We start from the raw sequence: 12,198 nt of genomic DNA, 5'->3' as shown, positions 1-12,198 counted from the left end.
GGGAGCCCTCGACGCAGCCGGCCGGCCGGGAGCGGCTTGACAGCGGTGATCGAAGAGGGTGACGCTGTCGGGTCATGGGCGGAACCTGGGCGAAAGCTGGTTGGATCGGCGGGGTGGGAGCGCTCGTCGCCGCCGGATGCTCGGACCTCATCGGCGCGGACTGGGAGCGGTACAAGCCCGGCGGCGGCGAGGGCGCGGCGTCCGGGAGCGGCGGCGGCGCGGCGTCCGGGAGCGGCGGTGAGGGCGCAGCGTCCGGGAGCGGCGGTGAGGGCGCGGCGTCCGGGAGCGGCGGTGAGGGTGCGGCGTCCGGGAGCAGCGGTGAGGGCGCAGCGTCCGGGAGCGGCGGTGAGGCGGGGGGATGCGGGCTGAACGGCGACGGCGGTAGCGGCGCGGGCGCAGGGGGCGGCCCAGTCTCGTCGATGGCCCCGAGCTGCCTGACCCTGGCGGCGCGGTGCGGACCGGACGGGATCAGCTGCTGCGACAGCCGGCCGGTGGACGGCGGCGCGTACACGAGGAGCTATGAAGACGCGACGGGCTCCGCCGAGCAGAGGCGGGCGATCGTGAACGACTTCTGGCTGGATACCTACGAGATCACGGTCGGCCGGTTCCGCGAGTTCGTCGAGGCGGGGCAAGGAACGCGGGAGAGCCCTCCCGAGGCCGGCGCCGGGGAGCACCCGGCGCTTCCTGGCAGCGGGTGGAAGGACAGCTTCGTGCAGTTCCTCCAGCCGGACACGGCGACGCTGATGGCGGAGCTGAGGAAGTGCACCCCTCCCGATCGCGACACGTGCAGCGCTATCGGGGCGCGCTGCTCGACGTGGAGCGACACGGTTGAATCGGACGAGGACGAGCGCCGCCCCATGAACTGCATCACCTGGCATGAGGCGATGGCCTTCTGTGCGTGGGACGGCGGGCGATTGCCGACAGAGGTCGAGTGGAGCTACGCGGCGGCGGGTGGCGACGAGGAGCGAAGCTATCCGTGGGGCGATACGGCCGACGAGGACCGCGCGGTCTTCGGCTGCTACGGGTACACGGAAGAGTCGGGCCGCCCCTGCACGCTCGCCGATCTCCTGCAGGTCGGGTCCAGATCGAGCGGTGACGAGGCGACCTCCGGGGATGGAAAGTGGGGGCAGGCGGACCTGGCAGGGAGCCTGTGGGAGTGGACGCTGGACGGGTACAGCGACGAGTACCCGATCTCATCGCAGCGCTGCGAACTCTGCGACAACTGCGCGAACCTGACCGCCGGCTCCGAGCGCGTCATGCGCGGCGGGTGCTTCGACGACGATATCGAGAACCTCACGACATCCCGTCGCCTCCCTGGCAAACCCGCCGAGCGCTACTACGGCCTTGGCGCCAGGTGCGCGAGGGATCGGTAGTCGCCCGCGCGACGCTCCGGACGCGGCGTCCGCCGCGGGGCGCCGCGTATCGTTCCGCCCGTTCCGCCCCGTTCCGCCCGGCTCAGCGCGCGTTCTTGACGAGGAACCCCTCGCGGTCGATCGCCACGGCGCGCTCCTTCAGCAGGCGGCCGACGGCCCGCTTGAACGCCTTCTTGCTCAGGCCGAAGAGCGCCCGGATCTCCTCCGGGCTCGATCGATCGCCGACCCTCGGCGCGCCCGGGCGCGAGAGCCGCGCGAGGATCTCCTGCGCGTCGCTCTCGACCTCCTCGTGCGCGTGACCGCGGAGCGAGAGATCGATCCTCCCGTCGGGCAGCACGCTCGCCACGCGGAACCGCCCCGCCTGGCCGCGGGAGAGCGCGTGCGGCTCGTCGGCGGGGAGCAGGCCGACGAACCTGCGCTCGACGATGACGAAGAGGCCGATCCCCGGCTCGTTGCGCCACGCCTCACCCTCGACCCACTCGTCGAGATCGAACTCGCCCTGATCCCGCAGCATCTCGCTCACGCGCATCGTCCCCGCGAGGCGCCCGGTCCTGTCCACGAGCAGCCCCACCGGGTGCCGCTCGCCGACCCGCGGGTCGCGGGTCTGCTCCGCGCGGGGGACGAGCAGCTCCTTGGGCAGGCCCCAGTCGACGAAGGCGCCGAAGGGCGCGACGTCGGTGACCGCCAGAAAGGCGACCTCGCCGAGCGTGACCTTCGGCCGGCGCGTGGTGGCGATGGGGCGATCCTCCGAGTCGAGGTACACGAAGACCTCGAGCTCGTCCCCCTCCCTGGCGCCCTCGGGCACCTCGCTGCGCGGCAAGAGGAGCACCGGCGCGTCCGGGCGAAGGTCGTCTGGATCGGCCGAGAGGAAGGCGCCCGGCGGGCCGAACCGCCGCACCGGCAGGGTCACCACGCGCCCGAGGAGATGGTCGTACGGCATCGGCGCGCAGTCTTGCACAGGGCGGGGGCGCGCGGTCGGCCGGTCGCGTCTCTTTTGGCGCGATGACCTCCGATCCCACAAATCAGTTGAAACTGCCTGAAAGACGACGAATGGTGAGCTGCCGAGGCGCCAGAACGCCAGGAGTTGGAACTCCTCTTGGCGCGCTTGATGGTTCGTTTCTCGCTTGAACGACGTGATCGATCGTCCAGGAAGCCGAACGGGGTGAAGCTCCTCCAGGTCCTTCGGGGCGCGCCGCCCGCTGTGGCTCCGCGAGCGACGAGCGCGCCCCGTCGGGCGTGGAAGCGACTCGCTGTCGCCGCCGGTCTCCTGCTCGTCGCGCCTACCGTCGTGGCGCACGGCCGCGTCTGGCTCGACGGCGCGGCGCCGTCCGAGAGCGCTGGCAGTCCCGCGCGCGGCCGGCTGCTGCACGGGCACCCGCTCCGCCCCTCGGGGCCAGGCTATGTGACCTACTCCTACCTGGGCGCCAGCCTCGGACGGCAGTACGTGCACGGCGCGGTTCGCGACGCGCTGGAAGAGGCGTTCGCCGCGTGCGCGGCCGCCAAGCCAGGGCGGCGCTTCGTCGTGGGGGAGACGGGCCACCGCGATGGCGGCCCGTTCTGGCCGCACCGCACGCACCAGAACGGGCTCAGCGTCGATATCTTCGTCCCGCTGCGCGACGGCGCGGGGCGGCCCGCGGAGGTGTCGACCTATCCCTGGAACAAGCTCGGTTATGGCCTCGAGTTCGACGCGCAGGGCCGGTGGGGCGAGCTGACGATCGATTTCGACGATCTCGCGCGGCTCCTGTCGGCGCTGGACGAGAAGGCCAGGCCAAGGAAGCTCCGGATCCAGCGGATCATCCTCGCGCCGGAGTACGTGCCGTTGCTGCTCGCGAGCCCCGCGGGCCGCAAGCTGGGCTCGCTCGCAGGGGTGATCCCCCGCGGCCCGGTGTGGTGGCGGCACGACGAGCACGTGCACATCGATTTTGCGTTCGCGGCCGGCGGCCCGCGCTGAGCGGCGCCGGGCGGGGCGCGGCGGCCGGCAGCCGCTCGAAAAATAGATGCAGGCGTTGTCGAACAGCGGCGCGCTCGCCCGTCATTCGGCTGAAGCGAACGGAAGGAGCCTCGAGATGTGTCCTGCCTGCATCGCGGCCGCCGCCGTCACCGTGGCGAAGGTCGCCTCCGCCGGTGGGCTCGTTGCCTACGGCATCAAGAAACTGCTGACGACGGCCGGGTCGCCAGCGCTTGCCCTCCCACCCTCAAGCTCAGGAAAATCCAATGAAACAACCGAAGATCGTATCCCCCGCTGAGTGGCTCGCCGCGCGCAGGCAGCTTCTCGAAAAAGAGAAGGAGCTCACGCGCCGCCAGGACGAGCTCGCCGCCGAGCGGCAGGCGCTGCCCTGGGTGCGGCTGGACAAGACCTACCAGTTCGACGGCCCGAGTGGACGGCAGAGCCTCGTCGATCTGTTCTCCGGGCGCAGCCAGCTCATCGTCTATCACTTCATGCTGGGCCCCGGCTGGAAAGAGGGCTGCCCGAGCTGCTCGCTGCTCGCCGACCACCTCGACGGCGCGCGCGTGCACCTCGCCGCTCGCGACGTCGCGCTGACGCTGGTGTCACGCGCCCCCTACGCCGAGATCGCACGCTTCCGCGAGCGCATGGGCTGGGGGCTCCCCTGGGTGTCCTCCCACGGCAGCGACTTCAATCGCGACTTCCACGTGTCCTTCTCGAAGGATGAGGTCGCCGCCGGCTCGTTCTTCTACAACTACGCCGACACCGGCTTCCCGAGCGAGGAGGCGCCGGGCATCAGCGTCTTCGCCAGGGACGCGAGCGGCGCGATATTCCACACCTACTCCACCTACGCGCGGGGCGGCGAGCCGCTGATCGGCGCCTACTACCTGCTCGACATGGTGCCCAAGGGGCGCGATGAAAAGGAGCTGCCCTGGCCCATGGCGTGGGTGCGGCACCACGATCGGTACGGGGTGACGGCGGCCTGAACTCCCAGCCCCACATCGGAGCCCAGGCAGGCGCGCTGCCTGGGCTCCACTGGAGCGAGCCCATGCACTACATCATGCTGATTTACGAGCCTTCCGAGCAGTTCGACGAGCGGCGCCGGCCGACCGAAGACACCGCGCACTGGGGCGCGTGGCGGGCCTACCACCAGTCGCTCCTGGACGCCGGGATCTATCAGGGCGGCGGCCCCCTCGAGCGTCCCGACACGACGGCGACGACGATCCGCGTGCGCGGGGGCGAGCGGCAAGTGCAAGACGGGCCGTACGCCGACACGAAGGAGCAGCTCGGCGGCTTCATCCTCCTCGAGCTGCCGACGCTCGACGCGGCGCTGGCGTGGGCGTCGCGCTGCCCCGCCGCCGAGTACGGCGCCGTCGAGGTGCGGCCGCTGGCCGACTTGACGCGCATCTTCGGCCCGCGCCACGGGGGGCCCGTGCGTGGATGACGCGGGCGTCGCCGTCGAGGCGGTGGCTCGCGCCTCCTACGCGCGGCTCATCTCGTTCCTCTCGGCGCGCTCGGGTGACGTTGCCGGCGCCGAGGACGCGCTCGCCGATGCCTTCGTGGCCGCGCTGCGGACATGGCCAGCGGGCGGCATCCCGAGCAAGCCTGAGGCCTGGCTGCTGCACGCAGCGCGCCGCAAGCTGATCGATCGGCGGCGCCGGGAGCGGACGCGGGACGGCGGCGTGCCCGTGCTCATGGGCCTCCTGGCGGAGGCCGAAGATCTATCGCAGGCGCTCGCGTTTCCCGACGAGCGGCTGAAGCTGCTCTTCGTGTGCGCGCACCCGGCGATCGACCCGCGCGTGCACACGCCGCTGATGTTGCAGGTGGTGCTGGGGCTCGACGCGGTCGCGATCGCCGCCGCGTTCCTCACGCCCGCGAGCACCATGGGGCAGCGCCTGTCGCGCGCGAAGGCCAAGATCCGCGACACGCGGATCGCGTTCGAGGTGCCGGCGGGGGTGGAGCTCGAGCGGCGGCTGTCGGCGGTGCTGGAGGCGATCTACGCCGCTTACGGCTACGGCTGGGAGGGCGCCGACGGCATGGACGCCGAGCGGCTCGGGCTCGCCGAGGAGGCGCTCTTTCTCGCGCGTCTGCTCGTCGAGCTCCTGCCGGAGCAGCCCGAGGGGCTCGGGCTGCTCGCGCTGCTCGAGTACTGCGAGGCGCGGCGGCCCGCGCGGCGCTCCGCCGCCAGCGAGTACGTGCCCATGTCGGAGCAAGACACGAGCCTGTGGGACGCGCGGCGGCTCGGGGAGGCGGAGCGCCTGCTGGCAACGGCGGCGCGCTTCGGAAAGCCTGGGCGCTTTCAGCTGGAGGCCGCCGTGCAGTCGGCGCACGTGGCGCGTCGCCGCGATCGGCGCGCCGACTGGGCGGCGATCGCGGTGCTGTATGAAGGTCTCGTGCGCCTGGCGCCCACCTTCGGCGCGCTCGTCGGGCGCGCCGCGGCCGTGGCCGAAGCGCGCGGGCCCGCGGCGGGTCTGGCGCTGCTCGACGCGATCCCCGCGGACGCCGTGGAGAGCTATCAGCCCTACTGGGCGACGCGCGCCCACGTCGAGCGCCGGCTCGGGCGTGAGCGTGAGGCACGGGCTGCGCTCGACGTCGCCGTGCGGCTGACGCGCGACCCGGCGGTGCGCAGGTTTCTCGAGCGCACCGCGGCAGCGACCGGCACACGCGGCTGAACGCGAGCCAGCGCGGCCTCGATGTGCTCGCGCACGACGAGATGCAGCGCGGTCGTTTCGGGCCTGCAAGAGGAGAGGGAAGAGGGGGAAGGAGGCCGTCCCAGCATTCCCAGGCCCGTCGCTGCCGTCCACCCACGAGACCGACGGCTTGACGAAGCGGCCCGTTGTGCATTAGCGTTGTAAAATTTCGTTGACGTAGGTTGCCGCGTCGACGCTGGGGGGAGAGCCATGGGGGGGAGACGCGACGGCGCCCGAGATGGGCGAGCTGGAGATCTGTTTCATCCCCATCGCGTCGCGCAGCGGTGAGGCGCGGAGCCCGCCATGGACGACAGCTCCGGATACCGCATGTACGTGTTCCGCGGCGGCCGCCGCGACGTCCCGGGGCGGCGGCTCGTCGACGAGCTCGCGGGCGACCTCCGGGCGATCGCCGGCCCCGGAGGCGCGGAGCGCCCTCGCGACGTCGTGCTCAGCGCCTTGATCCGCGCTGGCGAGCTCGAGTCCCTCCTCGCCGACGCCGGCGCGGAGAGCGCCTCGGCGCTGGCGCAGCTCACCGACGATCTCGCCGCCGCGCTGATCCGCGGTGACGGCGCGTGCGCGATCGCGGGCGGCCAGACATCTGGCCATGGACAGCCAGACGTCTGGCCGCGGACAGCCGGCCGTCTGGCCGCGCCCGAGGCCCTCACGGCCGTCGGGGTCCCGGCGATCGTCTCGACGTCGCCGCCCGAGGGGTTCTCGTTCTACGCGCTCCACCCGCTCGATTTCGCCCGCCTGGCCGAGCGGCTCGCGTCCCCGCCGGCGCCGGTCCGGGTCGTCGGTATCCGCAGCATCGGCACGACGCTGAGCGCGGTGACGGCCGCGGCGCTCCGCGGGCAGGGGATCCGGGCCGGCCGCACGACCGTGCGCCCCTCAGGTCACCCCTACGACCGCCGCGTCGAGCTCGACGCCGGGCAGATCCGCTGGGTCGAGGACGGCATCGCCGAGGGAGTGCGGTTCTGGGTGGTCGACGAGGGGCCGGGCCTCAGCGGCTCCTCGTTCCTCGCCGCCGGGGACGCCCTGGTCCGCGCGGGCGTCCCGCGCGCCAGCATCGTTTTCCTCGGCTCCCGCGCGCCCGATCCCGACGCGCTCGTCGCGCCGGACGGCGCCAGCCGCTGGCGGTCCTTCCGCTCGGAGCGCGCCGAGGGCGGGGCGCAGCTCCCCGGCGACGCGGGCGAGCCCATCGGCGCCGGAGCGTGGCGCCGCCGCTGCTACGAGGACGAATCGCGCTGGCCGCCCTCCTGGACGTCCATGGAGCGCCTCAAATACCTTTCCCGGGACGAACGCCGGATCCTCAAGTTCGAGGGGATGGGCCGCTACGGGGCGGAGTGTCTGGAGCGGGCACACGGCGTCTTCCGGGCCGGCTTCGGGCCGGAGCCGCGCGACGAGGGCCAGGGATTCTGCTCGTATCCATGGCTCCCTGGCCGCCCGCTCCAGGCAGATGACCTGTCCGCCGCGGAGCTCGAGCGCCTCGCCGACTACTGCGCCTTTCGCGCCTCGGCCTTCCCTGCGCCGGGCCCTGCGGCCGACGAGCTCCTTGCGATGGCACGCACCAATTTCTCGCTGGAGATGCGGAGGGAGCTCCCGGGTGAGCTCCACCTCGAGCTCGCGCGTCCGGTGATCGTCGATGGCAGGATGGATCCCCACGAGTGGCGCAGGTCCTCCTCGGGCGAGCTCGTCAAGGTGGACGCCTGCGGGCACGGCGACGATCACTTCCTCCCTGGCCCCACGGACATCGCCTGGGATCTCGCCGGCGCCATCGTCGAGTGGCGGATGCCGCGAGGCGCCCGGCGCGCCTTCCTGGAGCGGTACCGGCGCCGCTCCGGCGATGATCCCGAGCGGCGCCTGCCGGCGTATCTCCTCGCCTACACGCTCCTGCGCCTGGGTCACGCCGCGATGGCCGCGGCGTCGCTCGCGGACGAGGGCGAGGCGCTGCGCCTCTCCGCTGCGCGACACCGCTATCGCGCGGCCCTGATCGAGGACCTCCGCATCACCTCGTGTGGCCGCGGCTCGAGCCGGTGATCCTCGCCGGGTAGCGGTCGAGGTCGCCACGCGCCGAGGCGGGAGCCAGGAACGCGGCGGGCAGAGGAATTCAAGCCTGCCGCACCTGGCGCCGCGCCCAACGGGGCCGGCCTCTGGTACCCTCGGCCGCGCCGCCGACCGACCGGCGGAGACGAACGGAGAAAGAGACACCACCATGGCCATCGTTCTTTACCACCACCCGTTTTCGCGCGCCGCCAACACCGTGTGGATGCTCGAGGAAGTCGGCGTCGAGTACGAGCTCAAGTTCGTCGACATCATGGCCGGCGACCAGAAGAAGGAGGACGTCACGAAGCTCAATCCGATGGGCAAGCTGCCCCTGCTCGTCGACGGCGGCACCGTCGTCACCGAATCCGCGGCGATCGGCCTCTATCTCGCGGATCGTTATGCCCCGGGCCGCCTCGCGCCGAAGCTCGACGACGCGGCGCGCGGCACGTATTTTCGCTGGGCGCTCTTCGCCCCCTCGGTCATCGAGCCCGGCTCGATGGCCAGGGCCGGCAACTGGGAGTTCCGCGCCGGCGCCGCCGGTTGGGGCAACTACGACGACATGATCGCGACCATGGAATCGGCCATCTCTGGCCGTGACTTTGTCCTCGGCAAGGAGTTCTCGATGGCCGACGTCATCTTCGGCGGCACCATCGCGTACATGCTCGACTTCAAGATGCTCGAGCCGCGCCCGAGCTTCACCGGATATGCCGAGCGGGTCAAAGCCCGCCCGGCGTACGCGAAGAGCGAGGCGCGCAACAAGGCCGTGATGGACGAGCGCGGCCTCAAGATGCCTGGCGCTTAGAGCGCCCTGAACGATTGCCTGCCGCTTCCCCCCCCAGCCGCTGTCCTGCGGTAAACTCGCGTATCCGTACACAGAACCCCAGGTTCGCTCACCCGACGAAGCCGCTTTGAGAGGTAGCAGTTGTCTCGTGACGAAGAAGTGGGTCGGCTCGTCGCCGCGGATCGCGAGTCGCTGGGAGAGACCCTGGCCTTGCACGGGTCTGGAGAGTGATGCAGGAGCAAAGCGTCGATCTGGGCCTTGCGCTAGTTGAAGGTGATATATGCGTTTTCGGCGACATGGAACAGATGTTGCGGATGTGACTATTCACATATCGAGCACCGAAGGGAACTCTTCGGCCAGCATCGAGCTCGCCGATGTTCCACGCTCGGATGGTTTGCCCAAGATAACGAGCAGTGATCCTGATGTCGTCAGCGTCGATGGCATACCTCGCGTACGCGCCGTTGGCAATTTTTCGTTTTACCTCAACGCGCTCGCCACGACATCAGGTGGTGGCGCTGTAACGGTGACTGCGGCGACTCGGTCCGGAATCCAGGCGACGCTAAGGGTTGTGGTTGACGTTGCGATAGAGTTGCCGGACCCTGCTACTGAAGCTGGAGCTGTCGCCAGACTGTTGATGTCGGAGGCCCGCGGTCCTTCCCACGCAGACTACCTGGCAGCAGAGACATTGGATAGCATGGGGTGGATGCAACGGGTCCTGGAGAATCGATTGGCGAACGACCCTTCTCAATTCGGGGCGCGCGGGGCGAGAAGTTTGATCGACATCATTCGCGCCCCCGATCAGTTTGATGGGTTCTCCGATTATCCCAACTACGATCAGGCGGTTCGTCGTCGGCTGCAGCAGATGGTCAATGTCGCGAACAATGACAATGATCGAATGCAGCTGGATTTTCGGATTTTTGTACAGAATGCTATCGATGTGGCTCGGTCGCGGGTCGCCATCCGGGACCCAAGCTCAACAGGCTTGTTCGGGTGGAGAGCCGCAGGGACTGGAAGTCCAGGGCCCAGGTTCGCGAGATTTCGTACGTTGGCCGGAAACACGTTCTTTACGTTGCGTCCATGATTGAAGCCTTGGCCTGATCTGAGCTTCTTGCCATGCGCGCATGGGCGCACTCCGGCTGTGGCCAGCACGGACGAGCAGCACCCTCTCCATGCCCGCGTGGTAGACGAAGCGAGCGTGATCCTCGAAGGAGACACCGGCACGATCGCGGATCTTCCAGGCACCCCTGGGCGTCGGGTCGAGGGCGAAGGTGAGCGAAGCGACGTCGTCTCGTACGGTTTGCGGCCGCGTGGAGCAGCCGATGAGCGCGAGGACGGCGAACACAGGAGAAAAACGCAGTCACGCAGGAAATCTTCAGCGTTGATGCGATCCCGAGCGGAACCGATACCGGGAGACTCGAGCGTCTCTCACCCTGTAAGACTGGAGCCCTCCTGCAACGTCGCCGCACCATCGGGCGCCTCGGAGCGCACGGACGGGCTGATCCGTGACAGGGCGAGCTCGCCCGCGCGGGCAACATGACACGCTGGCAGTACGATTGTGGTCGGGCAGTCCGGCGATGGCCGCGGTCCGGCGCCTACCCCTCTTAACGCGGCGCTCCGAAGGAGCCCTGCCAGCCATGTCCTCCCTCGGGCCCGAAGATGCCCGCGGGCCGGTCGATTGGAATTGACACCGGCAGTGTGAGCGTTCACATTCCAGCCGAGGACCCTCCTTTTGTTCGGTTTGCTCGGGTCCTCCTGAGTACCGAGCTCTTCGTCGAATCTGAGCCATTCGGTCAATTTTTACACCGATCCTGTTCGCTCGGTCGTCGCGGAAGCGATCGCTGATCGATGGTGATCGGCGTTTTGCCAGGAGCGATCCAACAGAGGACGCGACAACCCTCGCTTGTTCGACGGCTATCGTGAAATTTTGCGTGCTGTCCCCCGGAGATGATTTCGTCGAGAATCCGGCGATGCTTGCGAAGCGACCGGATGGCAAGCTCGGGAACGAGGGAACCTAGGGTGCGGCGGGTCGTGCCGAGACGCTCCTCGGGCGCACCGGCGTCATCACATCGGCCCCGTCCGGGAGCTCGTCTGAGCCGGGTAAGAGGCACTTTGCCAGGGAGGCGGATCCCGTGAGGAACGCTCTGTCACCCGAGGTGAGTGTGGCGAGTCGCCCTTGATACGCTCGAATCGTTTTGTTTCCTTTTCACCTGATTCCGGTACGTAGGAGACCTGTGATGCAATATCAAACATTCAGCCGACTCGCCTTTGGTGTCACCCTTGCGAGTTGGGTCGCGATTTCGTGCGCCCCCGCCGAGTCCGACTCGAACAACGACGGAGGGGGCGGAGCGACGGCGGCCGCTTCCGCTGGTAGCACGAGCGGCAGCGGCGTTGCGACCTCGAGCGGCAGCGCGAGCGGCAGCACGAGCGGCAGCACGAGCAGCAGCGGCGTTGCGACCTCCAGCGGCACCACCGCGGCTGGGACCGGCGGTGACAGCAGCGGCGGGAGTGGCGGGGCTGAGCCGACCGGCAGCGGCGGTGCTGGCACGGGTGGCTGGCCCGAAGGAGCCATTCCCATGGGGAACGCGCCTGTGAAGAGCGCGGGGTGCGGCAAGGCAACCACGCTGACGAGCAAGGAGTATACGATCTCGAGTTCGGGCCAAAATCGCGTGTACTACGTCGATATGCCCAAGAACTACGACATGAACAAGCCCTACCGGCTGTTCTACACCTCGCATTGGATCGGCAGCCGCTACCAAGACGTCAAGGGGCAAGACTTCTACTTTCTCAAACCGCAGCTGGAGGCCGACGGAGAGCAAGCCATCTTCGTGGCCCCCTCCTCGGACGGTGCAACGTGGCAAGAGAAGGACCACGCGCTGTTCGACGACATCATGGAGCTCATGAATGAAAGCGTCTGCTACGACACGACCCGCGTGTTCGCGACCGGCTTCAGCTTCGGAGGGATGATCACCTATTCGCTGTCGACGAACCATCAAGCGGAGATCCGCGCGGCCGTGGGCATCGCCCCGGCCAACTACAACATCTGGTTGCCTCAGAAGACGCGTAAGCCCATTGCCTGGATGCACACGACGGGCATGAGCGACACGACTTGCCCCTGGGTGAACAACGAAGGTCAAAAGCGGGGGGCCAAGTTCATCGCCCTCGAAAAAGCCGAAGACAACGGCTGCACGATCCCGAACGACATCCCGACTTCGAACGGCAAGTACAGCTGCTACGATTTCCAGGATTGCAATCCGGAACATCCGACGCGGGTGTGCACCTTCGGCGGCGGGCACACGAACATCGACGGCAATCCGAACTGGATTCCCATCGAGTCGTGGAAGTTCTTCAAGCAGTTCTGACCGACGT

General features: G+C 69.2%; 11 protein-coding genes. 10 read left to right on the top strand and 1 reads right to left on the bottom strand.

Annotation, left to right across the window (positions count from 1 at the left end; all coding sequences use genetic code 11):
- The first annotated feature begins 113 nt into the window (after positions 1–113).
- A complete protein-coding gene (locus WME97_RS36110) occupies positions 114–1,373 on the top strand; it encodes a formylglycine-generating enzyme family protein (RefSeq protein WP_437544494.1) in 1,260 nt (419 codons plus the stop codon).
- An 82-nt stretch (positions 1,374–1,455) separates the two neighbouring features.
- Here WME97_RS36110 and WME97_RS36105 read toward each other — a convergent pair whose 3' ends face one another.
- Complete coding sequence (locus WME97_RS36105; protein ID WP_437544492.1) at positions 1,456–2,313, bottom strand: CvfB family protein; 858 nt, start codon at positions 2,311–2,313, stop codon at positions 1,456–1,458.
- Positions 2,314–2,535: 222 nt separating this feature from the next.
- On the opposite strand from WME97_RS36105, the gene WME97_RS36100 reads away from it, so the two are divergent.
- The 9 genes from WME97_RS36100 (at position 2,536) to WME97_RS36060 (ending at position 12,191) form a co-directional block, all read left to right on the top strand.
- Complete coding sequence (locus tag WME97_RS36100) at positions 2,536–3,324, top strand: penicillin-insensitive murein endopeptidase (RefSeq protein ID WP_437544490.1); 789 nt, start codon at positions 2,536–2,538, stop codon at positions 3,322–3,324.
- Between the two features lie 46 nt (positions 3,325–3,370).
- Positions 3,371–3,619, top strand: coding sequence for a hypothetical protein (locus WME97_RS36095; RefSeq protein WP_437544488.1), 249 nt, complete (start codon positions 3,371–3,373; stop codon positions 3,617–3,619).
- Positions 3,588–4,304 carry a DUF899 domain-containing protein gene (locus WME97_RS36090; RefSeq protein ID WP_437544486.1) on the top strand — a complete coding sequence of 239 codons (717 nt, stop codon included), beginning with the start codon at positions 3,588–3,590 and terminating at the stop codon, positions 4,302–4,304. The genes WME97_RS36095 and WME97_RS36090 overlap by 32 nt, the downstream gene beginning before the upstream one ends.
- A 62-nt stretch (positions 4,305–4,366) precedes the next feature.
- On the top strand, positions 4,367–4,762 hold the full coding sequence (locus tag WME97_RS36085; protein WP_437544484.1) for a YciI family protein: 396 nt from the start codon (positions 4,367–4,369) through the stop codon (positions 4,760–4,762).
- On the top strand, positions 4,755–5,990 hold the full coding sequence (locus tag WME97_RS36080) for an RNA polymerase sigma factor (RefSeq protein WP_437544482.1): 1,236 nt from the start codon (positions 4,755–4,757) through the stop codon (positions 5,988–5,990). Before WME97_RS36085 ends, WME97_RS36080 begins: the two co-directional genes overlap by 8 nt.
- Before the next feature lie 321 nt (positions 5,991–6,311).
- The gene (locus WME97_RS36075; RefSeq protein ID WP_437544480.1) at positions 6,312–8,045 is read left to right on the top strand and encodes a hypothetical protein; all 1,734 of its coding nucleotides are present in this window, start codon (positions 6,312–6,314) and stop codon (positions 8,043–8,045) included.
- Positions 8,046–8,220: 175 nt separating this feature from the next.
- A complete protein-coding gene (locus WME97_RS36070) occupies positions 8,221–8,853 on the top strand; it encodes a glutathione S-transferase family protein (protein WP_437544478.1) in 633 nt (210 codons plus the stop codon).
- Positions 8,854–9,148: 295 nt separating this feature from the next.
- Positions 9,149–9,913, top strand: a complete 765-nt coding sequence (locus tag WME97_RS36065) for a hypothetical protein (protein ID WP_437544476.1) — start codon at positions 9,149–9,151, stop codon at positions 9,911–9,913.
- A gap of 1,153 nt (positions 9,914–11,066) precedes the next feature.
- Positions 11,067–12,191 (top strand): alpha/beta hydrolase family esterase, encoded by a 1,125-nt coding sequence (locus WME97_RS36060; RefSeq protein ID WP_437544474.1) that lies wholly within the window; start codon positions 11,067–11,069, stop codon positions 12,189–12,191.
- The last annotated feature ends 7 nt before the right edge of the window (positions 12,192–12,198 follow it).

The sequence above is a fragment of the Sorangium sp. So ce367 genome, from assembly GCF_051520455.1.
Taxonomy (GTDB): Bacteria; Myxococcota_A; Polyangia; order Polyangiales; family Polyangiaceae; genus Sorangium; species Sorangium cellulosum_B.
Note: the sequence above shows the minus strand (reverse complement) of the source record. Positions and strands in the feature narration are given on the sequence as shown.

Excerpts from the sequence above, each read along its gene's own strand:
- WME97_RS36095 (WP_437544488.1), top strand. The coding sequence starts at position 3,371 with ATGCAGGCGTTGTCGAACAGCGGCGCGCTCGCCCGTCATTCGGCTGAA.
- WME97_RS36075 (WP_437544480.1), top strand. The coding sequence starts at position 6,312 with ATGGACGACAGCTCCGGATACCGCATGTACGTGTTCCGCGGCGGCCGC.
- WME97_RS36060 (WP_437544474.1), top strand. The coding sequence starts at position 11,067 with ATGCAATATCAAACATTCAGCCGACTCGCCTTTGGTGTCACCCTTGCG.
- WME97_RS36070 (WP_437544478.1), top strand. The coding sequence starts at position 8,221 with ATGGCCATCGTTCTTTACCACCACCCGTTTTCGCGCGCCGCCAACACC.
- WME97_RS36105 (WP_437544492.1), bottom strand. The coding sequence starts at position 2,313 with ATGCCGTACGACCATCTCCTCGGGCGCGTGGTGACCCTGCCGGTGCGG.
- WME97_RS36090 (WP_437544486.1), top strand. The coding sequence starts at position 3,588 with ATGAAACAACCGAAGATCGTATCCCCCGCTGAGTGGCTCGCCGCGCGC.
- WME97_RS36085 (WP_437544484.1), top strand. The coding sequence starts at position 4,367 with ATGCACTACATCATGCTGATTTACGAGCCTTCCGAGCAGTTCGACGAG.